We start from the raw sequence: 16,624 nt of genomic DNA, 5'->3' as shown, positions 1-16,624 counted from the left end.
AGTTTTGCTTCACAAAACTTTGGGTTAATGCTTACGAAGCAAGTTTTGCTTCACAAAACTTTGAGGAGGATGTATATGAATACAAAAAGACAAACAATTTGGCTGGTTTCGATGCTTAGTTTGATGGTGATTTTATCCGCTTATTACTTGTTCACGCAAGACATGAACGATGCTGATAAGTTGTCGGGCAGCAAAACACCGGAACAAAATGTAACTGAGGTAGCAGGGAGCGGCGAAGTTGTTGTTGACGAAGTGATGAAAGCAACGGGAGTAAACGAAATTAGTGCAGTTAACCAGCAAGTACTTAACAAATTGGAGGAAGAAGGATTTGCTCAAGGCGGATTATTCAGTGAGTTGCTTGCAAAGCGTGAAAAAAGTTATTCCGATGCGAATGATCAAATTTTGTCGGAACTTGCTAATGTGAACCTTAAACAGGAGGAATCTGCTGCAGCATCAGCTAAGATGGCTCAATTGGAAGAGAAGTTCGATCGCATCAAAAATTTGGAGTCTGCGCTTATGGAACAATATAAGATAGCGTTGATTTCTGAAGAGAATGATCGATTCAAAGTCGTTGTTACTAGCGATAAGCTAGAGAAGAAAGAAGCAGCAAGCATAATCGATCAAGTTATGACTGCAATGGAAGTAAATGCAGATCGTATTTCAGTACAATTTGTGCCTGTTCCGCAATAAGTAACTAATGTACTTTAACTGACTCCGTTCGACACCGGCAATCAGCCGATCCGAGCGGAGTTTTTCGTGATTCTACTATTTAGTTGCCAGTTCGAAGATGAGATCATAATTGTAACTGATTGATCGGATGGGCTAGAAATGGTGGCTTGTACAAAAAATGATTCGTCTTGTTGTTTTTTTATGTTATAATGTTAAACGTTATGTGAAGAAGAGGAGTGATTACGTTCATGTTCAAGTTGAGCGAGATTAAAGAATTGATCAAGTTGGTTGATCAAACATCCGTTCAGGAGCTCGAAATTGAAAACGAAGGAGCACGTCTGCATATCCGTAAACCAGGAAAAACTGAAGTGGTGAATGTGCAAGCGGCTCCAATTACGCATACATATTCACAAACTCCGTTTGCGATGGCTCCACAACAGCCTCCTGTAGTTACTAGCGGACAGCCAGCTGTTCAAGAAGCAGCTCCGATTCCAGCTCCGGCTGCAAACCTTCATCAAATCGTTTCGCCGATGGTCGGTACTTTCTACAGTTCACCGACTCCGGAATCAGGACCTTTTGTTAAAGCGGGTGACCGTGTTCAAGAGAAGTCTGTCGTTTGCATTTTGGAAGCGATGAAACTGATGAATGAACTGGAAGCAGAAGTTAAAGGTGAGATCGTTGAAGTGTTGGTCTCAAATGGTCAGCTAGTTGAATATGGCCAGCCGCTGTTTCTTGTTAAAGCGGACTAAAACTTTTGTTCCCAATAGGGAAACTGTCGTCTGAAAGGGGTTCCTACGTGAAATTCCAAAAAATATTAATTGCAAACCGTGGTGAAATCGCAGTACGAATTATTCGTGCTTGTCGTGAGCTAGGAATCGGCACAGTTGCTGTTTATTCTGAAGCAGACCGTGATTCGCTCCATGTCCGACTTGCGGACGAAGCTTACTGTATCGGTCCAACCGCATCTAAAGATAGCTACTTGAATTTAACGAATATAATGAGCGTTGCTACAATAACAGAATGTGATGCTATCCATCCTGGTTATGGTTTCTTAGCAGAAAATGCTGATTTTGCTGAAATTTGTGAATCTTGTAATATTACGTTTATAGGTCCTTCACCAGAAGCAATTAGTAAAATGGGTGATAAAGCTGTTGCTAAGCTTACGATGAAAACAGCTAATGTGCCTATTATTCCTGGCTCTGATGGACTAGTCGAAAACATGGATGATGCAATCATTGTCGCTAGAGAAATCGGTTATCCCGTTATTATTAAAGCGACTGCAGGCGGCGGAGGCAAAGGCATCCGTATTGCAGATGATGAGGATTCATTAATTACTCAAATTACGACAGCACAGCAAGAAGCTCAAAAAGCTTTCGGCAATGCAGGCGTATATTTGGAGAAGTATTTGACTGGCATGAAGCACGTAGAGATTCAAATTATGGCGGACAAGCATGGTAATGCGGTGCATCTGTTCGAACGTGATTGCTCTGTGCAACGTAGAAGACAAAAGCTGGTTGAGGAAGCTCCTTGTCCAATTTTGACTCCTGAATTGCGTGAGAAGATGGGTTCTGCTGCTGTTCGTGCTGCTCTTGCAGTTCAATATTCAGGAGCGGGAACACTAGAATTTCTTCTTGGTCCGGATGACAAGTTTTACTTTATGGAGATGAATACTCGTATTCAAGTTGAACATCCCGTTACAGAAATGATAACGAACGTTGACCTGATTAAAGAAATGATCAGAGTTGCGGAAGGCAATCCTCTTTCATTCAAGCAGGAGGATTTATCTATTAATGGATGGTCTATTGAATGTCGTATTAATGCGGAAGACTCAGAACGCAATTTCATGCCTTCACCAGGGCATATCCCGTTTTATTTGCCACCTGGCGGAGCAGGGGTGCGAGTTGATAGTGCAGTATATCCTGGGTATACGATTTCTCCACATTATGATTCGATGATTGCAAAGTTAATTGTTTGGGGATCTACACGTGAAGAAGCGATTGCAAGAATGAAGCGTGCTCTGTCTGAGTTTGCAATCGAAGGTATTCGTACAACAATTCCGTTCCATCTTAAATTACTTAATCATCCTAAGTTTGTACAAGGGGATTTTGATATTAAATTTCTGGAAGAGCATGATATAAATGCATCTGATCTCACTGTCAGCAGAGATGTAAACAAGTCTCTTTAGTTTGTCATATTTCAGGCTGAATGTTATAGTATATAAATAAGATGCGGATCAATGCTTGGCTAGAGCCAAGTGCACGCAATATTAGGGAGGTGTACAACGAACATGAGTACGATAGCTGCTGATTATGAAAAAACAGAAATCGGTACGATTCAGATTGCACCTGAGGTTATTGAAGTTATTGCTGGTCTTGCTGCAGTTGAGGTAGAAGGCGTAGCTGGGATGAGTGGCGGTTTTGCAGGCGGTATTGCTGAATTGCTCGGTCGCAAAAATTTGTCCAAAGGCGTGAAGGTAGAAGTTGGTCAAAGGGAAGCTGCAGTTGACGTATCAATTATTGTTGAATACGGCAACAAAATTCCAGAGATTGCTTCAGCCATTCAAGTCAATGTGAAACGTTCAATCGAGATGATGACAGGTCTGCATGTAGTGGAAGTGAATGTTCATATCCATGACGTTTATTTCAAGCCTACTGAAAAGCTTGTTGAGGAAGAAAGCATTAACAGAGTCAAATAATAAAGTGTAAAGCGTTGAATTCGTACAACCCCCTCGTGATTGGGCATGCCGCTCGGCACAAGGGGGTTTTCATTAGGTCTGACGGGAGGAATGGCTGCGTTGATAAAAGTTGTGGACAAGCTACTTTTGTTTTTGTACAGCATCGTCATCGGGATTGTATCGGTGTTCATGATAAGTTTGGGGTTTGGATGGATAACGGATACTATGATGGTTGATCTATTGGGCGATTTCTATCGTCAAGAGTCCATTTCACTAACTGTTGGAGTGACGGGTATTATTTTGTTTCTTGTTAGTGCCCGATTTTTCATTGTATCCCTTCAACGTAACTCAGCTTCAACACAATCGATTGATCAACGGACAGAGTTTGGAGACATTCGTATTTCCATTGAAACAATCGAAAACTTAGCCTTAAAAGTTGCAGTCAAGCAGCGTGGTGTTAAGGATATAAAAGCGCGAGTTCGAGCGACAGATGCTGGTCTTGAAATTGTGCTTCGTGCAATAATAGATGGTGAACACGCTATACCAGTTCTAACTGAAGAAATTCAGCGTGCTGTTAAAGAGAGTATAGAAGAAATCACGGGAATACCAGTTACGAATGTTGCCGTGTTTGTTGCTAATGTTATTCAAGCAAATACATTCAAAAGCCGCGTAGAATAGAGGTGAACTTACCGATGTGGAGGGAGTTCTGGGGAATCTATTGGAAACGTTTGGTTGGAGCAGCAGTGGGTTTGTTTTTTGGAATCATCTATTTAGCATTTGGTTTCTGGGACATGCTTTTTGTAGCACTGCTTGTCTTCATCGGTTATTCGATTGGAAAAATGAAAGAGCAAATGAATGGAGAATTATTTTCTTGGCAGAGGTTATGGTACGCCCTGCAAGATAGGTTTCGTCCATTTCGATAATTCTGTGGTCTCCTCCGTACTCCGGATTTCGGACAGCCGCTAATTAGGGGCAGGGAGGAGATCATAGTTTTTTTCTGAAAAAATATTTGGCAAGAACGGATGTGTAGAACACATGAAACGCAGATTATCTAGGGAAATTACAGTTTCAAGTCTTTATCAATTGGAAATGAATGAGGTAACTCCGTCAGAAGCGATTGATATGCTTATGGAGGAACTTCGCCAAGAAAATGAAATTGAGGCAGATCCATCAGAAGTCGGAAGTACAGACGAGTTTGTACGTGAGCTTGTGAACGGCGTTCTGGAAAATAAGCAAGTTATAGATGGAATGCTTCAACAATATCTTACTGGTTGGCAGGTAGATCGATTGTCTCGAGTAGATAGACAAGTACTAAGACTTGCTTGCTATGAGATGGTATTTAGAGACGATGTACCTCCAGTTGCAGCGATTAATGAAGCTATTGAAGTTGCAAAACATTTCGGGACAGAGGAATCGGGCAAGTTCGTCAATGGTGTTTTAGGTAAATTGTTGCAGGAAATTGATGAACTAAAAGAATAGAACATTATTTTTATGGGGAAAAAGCTACTTAAAGGATAAAGGAGTCTGAAGCGGTTATGAGCGCACACATTATCGAAGGAAAAAAGATTTCTGAAGAAATACGGGGCGAGTTGATTCAAGAAGTTACCGCATTGAAAGAAAAAAACGTTATTCCCGGTTTAGCGGTTATACTTGTCGGTGAAGACCCTGCATCCAAAGTTTACGTAGGCTCCAAAGAAAAAACATGTGGGCAGCTAGGAATCTATTCGGAGGTACATCGTTTAGATGAAAATACATCCGAGATGGATCTACTTGCACTTATTGATCGTCTGAACGAACAATCTTCAATAAACGGTATTCTAGTTCAGCTTCCGCTACCTAAACATATTAATGAGAAGGCAGTAATTGATGCTATTAATATAGACAAAGATGTGGACGGATTTCATCCGCAAAGTGTTGGTAATTTAACTATTGGTGACAATAGTTTATTGCCATGTACACCTGCAGGTGTAATTGAACTAATAAAACGGAGCGGTGTGGACATTGCGGGCAAACATGCAGTCGTTATTGGTAGAAGCAACATTGTTGGCAAGCCAGTTGCAATGTTGTTATTGCGCGAGAATGCTACTGTTACAATTTGCCACTCTCGAACGACTAACATGGAAGTTATCGCGAAACAGGCGGACATCCTTGTTGTTGCAATTGGTAAAGCTAAAGCAATCGACAGCCGCTTTGTAAAACCTGGAGCTATTGTAATCGATGTTGGGGTCAATCGTCTTGAAAATGGCAAGTTAGCTGGCGATGTTGATTTCGATGATTGCATCAATAGTGCTAGTTACATTACACCAGTTCCTGGTGGTGTTGGCCCGATGACGATAACTATGTTAATGAAAAACACGATTACGGCGGCTAAAAGGGCAAACGGAATCGAGGTGTAAACCTTCTAATGGGAACTAATCCAAAAGTGTACTCCATCAAGGAGCTCAATAAATATATTCGCATGAAATTAGAAACGGATCATGTATTAGGTGATGTTTGGCTGCGAGGAGAAATATCTAATTTCACCCATCATTCAAGCGGTCATATGTATTTTACTCTTAAAGATAGCGATAGTAAGCTGAAATGCGTCATGTTTGCTTCTCATAATACACGGCTTCCTTTTATTCCTCGTGAAGGTACTAAAGTTATTGCAAGAGGAAACATTTCTGTTTTTGAACGAGATGGTAACTATCAGTTTTATGTAATGGCGATGCAACCTGACGGAATCGGCAGCTTATATCTTGCGTACGAGCAATTAAAAAGCAAGCTGGAACAAGAGGGTTTGTTCGCCTCTGCCCGTAAAAGGTCATTGCCGCCATTTCCTAAATCAATTGGTGTCATAACTTCACCTACAGGTGCGGCTGTAAGGGATATTATTACGACTATACAGCGTAGATACCCTTTAATACCAATCTATATTTATCCTGTTCTAGTTCAAGGAAAGCAAGCGGCACCTGCTATTGTGAATGCAATAGAAGCGATGAACCGATTTGGAGAATGCGACGTATTAATTGTTGGGCGTGGCGGAGGTTCACTTGAGGAGCTATGGGCATTCAATGAGGAAGCAGTTGCAAGAGCGATAGTGAAATCCGATATTCCAATTATTAGTGCGGTTGGTCATGAAACGGATTTTACGATTGCTGATTTTGTTGCTGATTTGCGTGCTGCTACCCCAACAGCTGCTGCTGAGCTTGCGGTTCCTCAAATAACAGAGCTTTTGCAGAGCAAGAATCGGTTGGAGCAGCGATTAATTGCAGCATTGCGCTTAACTGTTCGAATTGATAAAGAACGTTTGCAACGAGTAAGAAGATCACCTTTTTTCTTACATCCTCGCAGATATTTGTTGGACCAAGCGCAACGACTTGATCGTTTGAAGGAATTGCTCAACGAGAGAACTTCTCGTTTGACAATGAAGGAGCATGCACGACTAGCCAAGCTACAATCGCAATTGGCTGCACATCATCCTGGTGAGCGCGTTAATTATGCGGCTAAGAGGTTAAGTGGAGCAACACATCAGTTGGAGCTCGCATCAACTGCATTGGTGAAATCAGGCAAGTTGCGTTTGCAAAGCGGGATAAAGCAACTTGATGCGTTAAGCCCACTAAAAGTAATGGCAAGAGGTTATAGTCTTGTATATGATGTGGACAAGAATCGGTTAATAAAATCCATTGAAGATGTAACGGTAGGCGATGACGTTCAAGTTAAACTGGCACATGGCGGAATGACTTGCCGCGTTCAATCCCTAACAGGAGGTTCGAACGATGAAAAAAGCAGTGAAGAGCGATGAGCTTAGTTTTGAGCAAGCGATGGAACGTCTAGAGTCTATCGTTGCCAAGCTTGAAAACGGTGACGTTCCTTTAGAAATGGCTATCGAATTGTTTCAAGAAGGTATGAAGCTTTCCCATTTGTGTGGAGGTAAGCTAGAGCAAGTCGAGAGTAAAATTGAGTTGTTAATCGATTCAGAGCAAGGTTTCGAGAAAAAAACGTTTGTTGCAGCAAACGAAGACAAAGGGGAATAAGATTGAACGCTAGCGTCGCAACTTCAACTTATTTGAAAGAATGTGCAGCCCAAATTGGGCTGGCGCTTCAAACTTCACTCCCGTTAGAATGGGATGTACCACAGCAGCTTCGTGATGCAATGCAATATTCTCTTGATGCAGGTGGTAAGCGAATTCGACCTGCCCTTGTATTGACAGCAGCTCAAGCGATAAATGGCTCATCATTGCACTATGAAAGTGCAATGCCTATCGCATGTGCTGTTGAATATATACATACATATTCTTTGATCCACGATGATTTGCCAGCGATGGACAATGATGACTATCGGCGTGGAAAACCTACAAATCATAAAGTGTTCGGTGAAGCGATGGCAATTCTTGCTGGAGATGCATTGCTTACACATGCATTTCGTTTAATTCCACAAGCTGCGCGCCAAAGTGATGTTAGCCCTGAGATAGCATTGGCAATTGTTGAAGATTTGGCTACTCTTGCGGGAGCATCTGGCATGGTTGGCGGGCAAGCCGCAGACATGCTTGGGGAACAAGGAATTACCGCTATTGGCGAGTTAGAGTATATACATTTGCACAAAACAAGCGATTTAATTGTATTTTCTGTTGTATCTGGCGGTCGAGTTGGCGGAGCTGATAAAAGTCAGCTAGAAAAGTTAGCCCTCTACGGACGGAATATCGGTTTAGCATTCCAGATTCAAGATGACATATTGGATTTGATTGGTGATGAGCAGAAGCTTGGTAAAAAAACGAATAGTGATGTCGCTCAACAAAAAGTAACATATCCGTTCCTTATAGGGATGGAGGAGAGCGTAGCTTTAGTTAAAAAGTTAACTCAAGAAGCAAAAACTGCTATTTTAGAAGCAAACCTTGCAGAGCCTGAACGATTGTTGCAAATTGCCGATTATTTAGTGCAACGGGACCATTGACAGACTTTACAATTGTTCAAGTGATTGGGCAACTGAATGGTATTGTGCTATAATAGGTAAAATGTAGAAGTGTATAGGACAGTTAATAGCTGTTCTCGAAAGTGAGGAAAGTAACGTGCTGCTGGATCAAATAGATGGACCTCAAGATTTGAAAACGCTAAATGTTGCTCAACTAGAGCAGCTTTCCGATGAAATCCGACAGTTTCTTATCGAGAAATTATCCATTACAGGAGGTCATCTTGCTCCCAATTTGGGTGTCGTCGAATTGACCTTGGTTATGCATTACTTATTTAATAGTCCGGATGATAAATTTATATTTGACGTTGGTCATCAATCTTATGTACATAAGATTTTGACAGGACGTATGGACCGATTTAATACTCTTCGCAAATACAAGGGCTTGTGTGGATTTGTTAAAAGAGCTGAAAGTGAACATGATGTCTGGGAAGCCGGCCATAGCAGTACATCGTTGTCTGCTGCAATGGGAATGGCGTTAGGCAGAGATCTAAAAGGTGAAAGTAATCGTGTAGTTGCTGTAATCGGTGACGGTGCTCTTACAGGCGGTATGGCATTAGAAGCACTTAACCATATTGGTCATGAGCAACGGAAGATGATTGTCATTCTTAACGATAACGAAATGTCTATTGCGCCCAATGTAGGTGCGTTGCATCACTATTTAGGTAAAATAAGGACCGATCGTCACTACCATAAAGCAAAAGATGAACTTCAGCATCTGCTGAACAAAATACCGGCGATAGGCGGGAAGCTTGCAAAAACAGCGGAGCGCGTAAAGGACAGTCTAAAATATTTGCTAGTCAGCGGTATTTTGTTCGAGCAATTCGGACTAACATATTTAGGTCCAGTGGATGGACATGATGTGGAAGGGCTTATCGATATTTTGAAGCAAGCAGATGCAATGCCTGGCCCAGTACTTGTTCATGTACTTACGATTAAAGGAAAAGGTTATTTACCTGCTGAAGCTGATTCGCATAAGTGGCACGGTGCTTCGCCATACAAGATTGAATCTGGCCAAATGGTCAATTCTGTAGGGCCGCCAATGTATACGAAAGTATTTGGCGACATGCTCATTGAGCTTGCTGATCAAGATGAGCGAATTGTAGCTATTACACCTGCAATGCCGGGAGGCTCGGGCCTTCTAGACTTTGCAAAAAAATATCCAAAACGTATGATTGATGTTGGAATTGCTGAGCAACATGCTGCAACTATGTCTGCTGCAATTGCGATGGAGGGTCTTAAGCCTGTATACGCCGTGTACTCAACATTCCTTCAAAGAGCGTATGACCAGGTCGTACACGATATTTGCAGGCAAAATGCAAACGTTGTATTTGCAATAGATCGAGCAGGTTTTGTTGGACCAGATGGAGAGACACATCAAGGCGTATATGATATTGCGTTTTTACGTCATCTACCTAATTTAGTGCTAATGATGCCTAAAGATGAGAATGAGCTGCGACGCATGATGAAAACAGCTTTCCTTTATAACGAAGGACCAATTGCTATACGTTATCCAAGAATAAACGGAGCTGGTGTTGAAATTGACGCTGATCCGTTGCCGATTCCAATTGGCACATGGGAAACGCTTCGTGAAGGTGATGCTGTTGCTGTTCTTGCAATTGGCCCAATGATTGGTGTGGCTGAACAAGCGGCCGATCAATTATTGATTGAAGGCGTTAAGGTAGAAGTTGTAAACGCAAGATACATTAAGCCGCTGGATGTGACAATGTTATTGTCATTAGCAGAACAGGGCAAAAAGATTATTGTGTTGGAGGAAGGTTCAGAGTTAGGCGGTTTTGGTAGCTCTGTTCTTGAATTCTATTCGCAGCAAGGTCTATATAACGTTCCTGTTCGAATTATTGGCATTCCAGATCTATTCGTGGAGCATGGCTCTATAGAGCAGCAACGTGAAGAAATAGGCTTAACAGCCCATCGTGTTGCAACTGAATTGCGCTCGATGTTAGCTGTCAGCAATAAACGCGTTACCGAGCAAGTGTAACGATCGAGGAGACCCATGACAACCACTCAGAAAGAACGAATAGATGTGCTTCTTGTGGAGCTAGGCTTCTTCGATAGTAGGGAGAAGGCGAAAAAAGCGTTGATGGCAGGTCTTGTACTTGTTGACAACGAGCCAATAGACAAAAGTGGAATGAAAGTTCCGCGTATCGCTGACATTAAGGTAAAGGGTGCAATCCATCCTTATGTCAGTCGTGGCGGCTTGAAACTAGAAAAAGCAATACGCGAGTTTAATATTGAGCTCGAAGACAGAGTAATGTTGGATATTGGAGCTTCCACTGGAGGTTTTACGGACTGTGCTCTTCAAAACGGGGCATCCTATGTATATGCAATCGATGTAGGATATAACCAATTGGATTGGTCACTTAGACAGCATGAGAAAGTAAATGTAATGGAAAGAACCAATTTCCGTTACTTGAAGCCAGAGCAGTTGGAAGGTCCTCCAGCAACTTTTGCAAGTATTGACGTTTCATTTATTTCACTTAAGCTGATTTTGCCTACATTATCGACACTTATGGCAGAAGGTTCAGGAATTGTGGCTTTAATTAAACCGCAATTTGAAGCTGGCAGAGAAAAGGTAGGCAAGTCTGGTGTCGTTAGAGAGCCAAGTGTTCACTTAGAAGTACTTGAAAATGTGCTCAATAACGCGTCAGAACTAGGTTTTAAATTACAAAATGTTACTTTCTCTCCGATTACTGGTGGCGAAGGGAACATAGAGTTTCTCGCATATTGGTTATGGATGAATGAACCCAATGAAGCCGTGCCAAATGAATTTGATCTAAAGAAATTGGTGGAGCAAGCAAATGGGACATTCAAAATAACTAAATAATTAATTGCAACCAGGAAGGGTGCCGATCAGTTTAATTACTGTAAGGCATCTTTTTTTACTTTACATGCGGGACCATAATTTGATAAACTTATACCAAACAAACGTTCGCTTTCATTGTATGACCAATGGTGAATGAGGTGTTAGCCATAGAAACGTATGGAGATTGGTTAATTATGTTAATCGCAGGCTCTTTGCTTGCAATATGGGCATACAAAGCCTTTTATCGATGGTTGCATACTCCGGTTAATGTGAATCGGATTAAGCTCGGTAAGGGAGGCGCAATTGGAGATAATGATGAGAATGTATCATTGCTTGAGCGATCAGGTTATGTTGTCTCATCAGGCAAACATGTAATTCCTATCCCAATTGAGTTAGATGATACGCCACTTGGAAGTGGCTCTCGAATATATATTGATTATATTGCAGAGAAAGAAGACTGCACATATGTGGTGAAGACTGCACGTGACCGTTTGCCAATGGATTGGACGGCTAGTGGAGTAAGGGATAGATTGCTGGTATATTCGTTATTGCTACCGGACTGTACGGGTGTGTTGTTTATAGATGCAAAGGAAGGCATCATTCGCAAAATTACTTTCCAACTTGGAGATTAACTATCAATGGGGGTACCATATGAAAAGCATGAGACAGTTTAAAATTAGAGAAATCATTATGGGTGGAGAAATTGAAACACAGGAAGATCTAGTTGAAGCGCTGCGGGGCTCAGGTATGCAAGTTACTCAAGCGACAGTATCACGAGATATTAAGGAACTGATGCTAGTTAAAGTGCCAGTGACAGAAGGCCGATATATTTATTCAATGCCAATGGAACAACAACGACAAAATCCTATACATAAACTAAAAAGAGCGATGCTTGATCACTTTACGCATATCGATTTCTCGAATAATTTAGTTGTGTTGAAATGTTTGCCGGGGACTGCCAATGCAATTGGTGGAATGATCGATAATATGGAATGGACAGAAGTGATGGGCACGATCTGTGGGGATGATACGATACTTATTATTTGTCGTACTACGGAGCAGAGCGAACTCATCGTAGAACGACTGCTTGCCGTAATGAACTAGAGAGGGGATCAAACCATGCTGCGCGAGCTATCTATACGTAATTTAGCTGTCGTCGAAGAAGTAAGCGTTACATTTCATCGTGGATTTCATGTGTTAACTGGAGAAACAGGTGCAGGTAAATCAATCATCATTGATGCGCTGAGCTTAGTTGTTGGTGGAAGAGGCTCCGCAGACATGGTTAGATATGGTTGTGATAAAGCGGAGATGGAGGCAATGTTCGATTTAGTGCCAACACATCCAGTATGGAGACAACTTGACCGATTAGGCGTTCAATACAGCTCTGAAGAAATGTTAGTCATTAGACGTGAATTATCTTCTCAAGGGAAAAGCAGCAGCCGTGTGAATGGTCAACTGGTGACGATTACAATGCTTCGGGAAATTGGTGAATGTCTCGTTAATATTCATGGCCAGCATGAACATCAATCTTTGCTGCGTACGGATCAGCATTTGGAATGGCTTGATCTGTTTGGTGGTGATCTGTTGCTTGAACGGAAGCAACAATATAAGAATGTATATCAGCAATTGCAACAGGTGCGTAATTCACTTAAGGAGCTTGAAGATTCTACTCGCCACAATGTGCAGATGCTCGATTTATATCGTTTTCAAATCGAAGAGATTACAAGCGCGCATCTTAAGCCATTAGAAGAAGACGTATTAATTGATCAGCGTAGAAAGCTTACTTATGCTGAGAAGCGTATAGATGCCGTGTCAGAGGCTTATGCGTTGATGTATGGCGGCAAGGGGTTAGATGCTTTCAGCAAAGCAATATCAAAGCTAAATGATATTCAAAGTTATGATTCAGAAGTACTTGGTCCTATGCTTGAACAGCTGCAATCTGCGTTCTATCAAGCAGAAGACGCCGTATTTCAGCTTCGTAATTACCGTGATGGGATCGAATCCAATCCAGAGGAGCTTTCTAATATTGAGGACAGGCTGGATTTAATTAATGGATTAAAACGTAAATATGGGGAAACGATACCTGATATATTGGCTTATTTAGAGCAAACAACTGCTGAACGAGATAAAATCGAAAACCGTGATGAACTGCTCGAAGAATTGCGTAAACAAGAAGAAGAAAAATTTATACAAGTGGCTGAACTTGCTAATGAACTGTCGCAACTGCGTCTACATGCTTCGAAACGATTGTCGCAATCGATTGAAGTCGAGTTGCAGCAACTTCAAATGCCAGCTGCTAAATTTCAAGTTCAATTAGATCGACCATTAGAGGAAGATTATTCAGCGATAAGAAAAGTGATGAATGCTAATGGAATCGATTCTGCTGTATTTATGCTCACCACTAATCCTGGTGAGCCGCTCAAGCCGTTGAATAAAATTGCTTCCGGTGGAGAAATGTCGCGTATTATGTTGGCACTCAAAAGTATATTTGCTGAAATTGACCAAATACCTGTACTTATTTTTGATGAAGTGGATACTGGCGTTAGTGGTCGTGCTGCTCAGGCAATTGCAGAGAAATTATCTAGACTTGCTGCTAAATGTCAAGTTTTTTCAATCACACATTTACCTCAGGTTGCTTGCATGTCAGACCATCATTATGAAATTAAGAAGCAAGTGATTGGAGAGCGGACATCTACATCCGTCAATCAACTCATTAATGAAGCGCGGATTGACGAGCTTGCACGAATGCTTGGCGGGGTGGAAATAACGGAAAAAACAAGGCATCATGCACAAGAAATGCTTGATTTAGCACATGGACTGAAAGGAGCGTAAAGGTAGGTAATAAGGGAATGTTTTTGCGGACATAAAAGATGGATCGAAGGGTAACTTAAAGGTACGCCATTGGCGATTAATCCTTTTTCGTCATGCGATGGAATGACAGGGAGCGTGAAATCATTGAACTCCAATCAACGGAAGCGATGGTTTGGCTTGGTTCTCGTTATCCTCGTGTGTACGGTTGGTTTCTCCACTCCGTTTCAGCATTTTGCCGCATTCCCGAATGAACTACGTTTATTCTCTGGCCAAATGAAGCGACTTCAATATGGAGTACCCGTACATGCGGAGGTAACGGTAGATCCACAAATGCTGCAAATTAACGGAACTTCGGAGCATTCCTTATCCGTTAATTTGAACGAACCATTTTCACTACAGCCAAATCAAAGCGGTCAAACCAACATGAAAGTGAAATTATTTGGTAAAATCCCTTTCAAAACGATTAAAGTCAATGTCGTACCTGATCTTCGTGTTATACCTGGAGGACAGACTATTGGCGTCAAGGTCAAATCTGCTGGAATATTAGTCGTTGGACATCATCAGGTTATGGATCGTGAAGGTGCCAAGCAATCACCTGGAGAAGCGGCTGGCTTAAAGATGGGGGATTTGATTGTAAGTATTAATAATGTGCCAATCAATGAAGTTCATAAAGTTGGTGAGCATTGCGAAAGATTTGGAAATGATAAGCAGCCTTTGCAAGTAACATATAAGCGAGGTGGGCAGCTTAATCAGACCAAGTTGAGCCCTGTTTATGATGCTGATGATCATGCATGGCGATTAGGTCTGTATATTCGTGATTCTGCAGCCGGAGTTGGAACGTTAACCTTTTATGCACCTGATCAAGGCGTCTACGGGGCATTGGGACATGTTATAACGGATATGGATACACAAACACCTATTGAGGTAGGAGAAGGTCAAATACTTCAATCAAATGTTATTTCCATAAACAAAAGTCAAACCGGCGAACCAGGAGAAAAAAGAGCTCAGTTCGTCAAAGAAGGAAAAATATTAGGCAATATTGAACGAAATACACCCTTCGGAATATTCGGGAAGATGAATGAAGCGCCTACACATAGTTACAGCGCTAAATCTTTGCCTGTAGCATTTGCTGAGGATGTTAAAGAAGGACCAGCTCAAATACTTACTGTTGTTAATGGACAGAAGGTGGAGCGTTTCAATATCGAAATTGTACATGTATCCAAGCAATCAGGACCAGCAACAAAAGGTATGGTAATAAAGATAACTGATAAGCGTTTACTAAGTAAAACGGGTGGAATCGTACAAGGAATGTCAGGTAGTCCAATTTTACAGGATGGTAAGCTTGTTGGGGCAGTCACACATGTATTTGTTAATGATCCATCTTCTGGATATGGATGCTTTATCGAGTGGATGCTTCAGGATGCAGGGGTTTTATTGAAATCTTCTTTAAAACGTACTGGTGAAGCAGCATAAGTGATTTGAGCTTCTTAGGCATTAAAGGAACGTCTTCTGCAGATTTTCTATTCTGCATGAGGCGTTTCTTTTTATCAAAGATCAATTTGAAATTTGTCGAACAAACCCGAAAAAGTACGGTTAATGCAATAAATTATTTATTATATCGAAATGTTCCAAAAAAATAAAGAAAAAAGATTTTCGACAGAAGGAATTCTATGTTGAGTGTCGAAAACTTTAGTCAGACAGCAAATGAACGATGACATAAATATCATTTAGAGGAGGATTAGACTTTGCATAAGATCGAGGTATTGTTAGCAGACGACAACAGAGAATTTACAAACTTGTTATCGGAATACATATCGGAACAGAGTGATATGAATGTTAGTGGTGTTGCGTATAACGGTGAAGAGGTAATCAGACATCTGGAACATACAAGAAATATACCAGATGTGTTGATCCTTGATATTATTATGCCTCACTTGGATGGACTTGGTGTGTTGGAGAGGTTAAAGGAAATGAACTTGTCGCCAATGCCAAAAATTATTATGCTTACAGCATTTGGCCAAGAAAACATTACCCAAAAAGCTGTACAATTGGGTGCCTCTTATTACATATTGAAGCCATTTGATATGGATATATTGGCTAATCGTATTCGGCAACTTGTTGGCAACACAACGTTCTCATCCACTGCTAGCTATAGCACTGGAACTACGACAATTAAATCGAACGTCGTACCGCTTGCGAAAGGCAAAAACCTGGATGCAAACATTACAAGCATTATTCATGAAATTGGTGTACCTGCTCATATTAAAGGATACCAGTATTTGCGCGAAGCGATTACGATGGTATACAACAATATCGAGATTTTGGGAGCAATTACGAAAACGCTCTATCCAGCAATCGCAGAGAAGTTCAAAACAACGCCTTCCCGCGTTGAACGTGCGATCCGCCATGCTATTGAAGTAGCTTGGACACGCGGTAACATTGACAGCATCAGCCACCTCTTTGGCTACACAATCAACATTAGCAAGTCCAAGCCTACTAACTCGGAGTTCATCGCGATGGTGGCTGACAAGCTAAGAATTGAGCACAAGGTTTCATAAGAGAGTTACGCGCGAAAGCCCTGTAGAAGCCAATTCGGCTTTTTACAGGGCTTTTTATCTTTAGTTAACATAAGGTGTAGAAATAATGTCTATATTAGCATGACTTTGTTGCAATGATAGGCAAACCTTACATTATTGTT

18 protein-coding genes are annotated in these 16,624 nt (G+C 41.5%); all 18 read left to right on the top strand.

The genetic code is table 11. The features are described 5' to 3' along the window. Window positions 1–75 precede the first annotated feature (75 nt). The 18 genes from MFF31_RS20360 to spo0A all read left to right on the top strand — a co-directional run bounded on the left by MFF31_RS20360 (window position 76) and on the right by spo0A (window position 16,484). Entirely contained in the window at window positions 76–690 is a 615-nt protein-coding gene (locus tag MFF31_RS20360) for a SpoIIIAH-like family protein (RefSeq protein ID WP_238190472.1), read from the top strand. Window positions 691–917: 227 nt separating this feature from the next. Then, window positions 918–1,418 (top strand): acetyl-CoA carboxylase biotin carboxyl carrier protein, encoded by a 501-nt coding sequence (accB, locus tag MFF31_RS20355; protein ID WP_238190469.1) that lies wholly within the window; start codon window positions 918–920, stop codon window positions 1,416–1,418. 47 nt (window positions 1,419–1,465) lie between these two features. Further along, entirely contained in the window at window positions 1,466–2,854 is a 1,389-nt protein-coding gene (gene accC / locus MFF31_RS20350; protein WP_238190467.1) for an acetyl-CoA carboxylase biotin carboxylase subunit, read from the top strand. Between the two features lie 102 nt (window positions 2,855–2,956). After that, window positions 2,957–3,364 (top strand): Asp23/Gls24 family envelope stress response protein, encoded by a 408-nt coding sequence (locus MFF31_RS20345; protein ID WP_238190465.1) that lies wholly within the window; start codon window positions 2,957–2,959, stop codon window positions 3,362–3,364. Between the two features lie 99 nt (window positions 3,365–3,463). Next, window positions 3,464–4,021 (top strand): alkaline shock response membrane anchor protein AmaP, encoded by a 558-nt coding sequence (gene amaP / locus MFF31_RS20340; protein WP_238190463.1) that lies wholly within the window; start codon window positions 3,464–3,466, stop codon window positions 4,019–4,021. Between the two features lie 14 nt (window positions 4,022–4,035). Continuing rightward, window positions 4,036–4,266, top strand: a complete 231-nt coding sequence (locus MFF31_RS20335; RefSeq protein ID WP_238190461.1) for a DUF2273 domain-containing protein — start codon at window positions 4,036–4,038, stop codon at window positions 4,264–4,266. Window positions 4,267–4,378: 112 nt separating this feature from the next. Further along, a complete protein-coding gene (nusB, locus tag MFF31_RS20330; protein ID WP_238190459.1) occupies window positions 4,379–4,822 on the top strand; it encodes a transcription antitermination factor NusB in 444 nt (147 codons plus the stop codon). 56 nt (window positions 4,823–4,878) lie between these two features. Next, window positions 4,879–5,739, top strand: a complete 861-nt coding sequence (gene folD / locus MFF31_RS20325) for a bifunctional methylenetetrahydrofolate dehydrogenase/methenyltetrahydrofolate cyclohydrolase FolD (protein WP_238190457.1) — start codon at window positions 4,879–4,881, stop codon at window positions 5,737–5,739. A gap of 8 nt (window positions 5,740–5,747) precedes the next feature. Then, entirely contained in the window at window positions 5,748–7,127 is a 1,380-nt protein-coding gene (xseA, locus tag MFF31_RS20320) for an exodeoxyribonuclease VII large subunit (RefSeq protein ID WP_238190455.1), read from the top strand. Continuing rightward, a complete protein-coding gene (xseB, locus tag MFF31_RS20315) occupies window positions 7,102–7,359 on the top strand; it encodes an exodeoxyribonuclease VII small subunit (protein ID WP_238190453.1) in 258 nt (85 codons plus the stop codon). Before xseA ends, xseB begins: the two co-directional genes overlap by 26 nt. Window positions 7,360–7,361: 2 nt before the next feature. Continuing rightward, complete coding sequence (locus MFF31_RS20310; RefSeq protein WP_375541337.1) at window positions 7,362–8,276, top strand: polyprenyl synthetase family protein; 915 nt, start codon at window positions 7,362–7,364, stop codon at window positions 8,274–8,276. A 115-nt stretch (window positions 8,277–8,391) separates the two neighbouring features. Further along, window positions 8,392–10,290: a 1-deoxy-D-xylulose-5-phosphate synthase gene (gene dxs / locus MFF31_RS20305; protein ID WP_238190451.1), complete on the top strand. Its 1,899-nt coding sequence runs from the start codon at window positions 8,392–8,394 to the stop codon at window positions 10,288–10,290. Between the two features lie 15 nt (window positions 10,291–10,305). After that, window positions 10,306–11,136, top strand: coding sequence for a TlyA family RNA methyltransferase (locus MFF31_RS20300; protein WP_238190449.1), 831 nt, complete (start codon window positions 10,306–10,308; stop codon window positions 11,134–11,136). Window positions 11,137–11,261: 125 nt separating this feature from the next. Beyond that, window positions 11,262–11,747: a hypothetical protein gene (locus tag MFF31_RS20295; RefSeq protein WP_248565544.1), complete on the top strand. Its 486-nt coding sequence runs from the start codon at window positions 11,262–11,264 to the stop codon at window positions 11,745–11,747. 19 nt (window positions 11,748–11,766) lie between these two features. Next, complete coding sequence (ahrC, locus tag MFF31_RS20290) at window positions 11,767–12,219, top strand: transcriptional regulator AhrC/ArgR (RefSeq protein WP_238190444.1); 453 nt, start codon at window positions 11,767–11,769, stop codon at window positions 12,217–12,219. Between the two features lie 15 nt (window positions 12,220–12,234). Further along, window positions 12,235–13,947, top strand: coding sequence for a DNA repair protein RecN (recN, locus tag MFF31_RS20285; protein WP_238190442.1), 1,713 nt, complete (start codon window positions 12,235–12,237; stop codon window positions 13,945–13,947). 123 nt (window positions 13,948–14,070) lie between these two features. Continuing rightward, a complete protein-coding gene (gene spoIVB / locus MFF31_RS20280; protein WP_238190440.1) occupies window positions 14,071–15,399 on the top strand; it encodes a SpoIVB peptidase in 1,329 nt (442 codons plus the stop codon). 272 nt (window positions 15,400–15,671) lie between these two features. Beyond that, window positions 15,672–16,484, top strand: coding sequence for a sporulation transcription factor Spo0A (gene spo0A, locus MFF31_RS20275; RefSeq protein ID WP_238190438.1), 813 nt, complete (start codon window positions 15,672–15,674; stop codon window positions 16,482–16,484). Window positions 16,485–16,624: the final 140 nt, after the last annotated feature.

It is taken from the genome of Paenibacillus sp. L3-i20, assembly GCF_022180385.2.
GTDB lineage: Bacteria > Bacillota > Bacilli > Paenibacillales > Paenibacillaceae > Pristimantibacillus.
The sequence above is the reverse complement of the archived record's forward strand: the minus strand, read 5'-3'. Positions and strand labels throughout refer to the sequence as shown.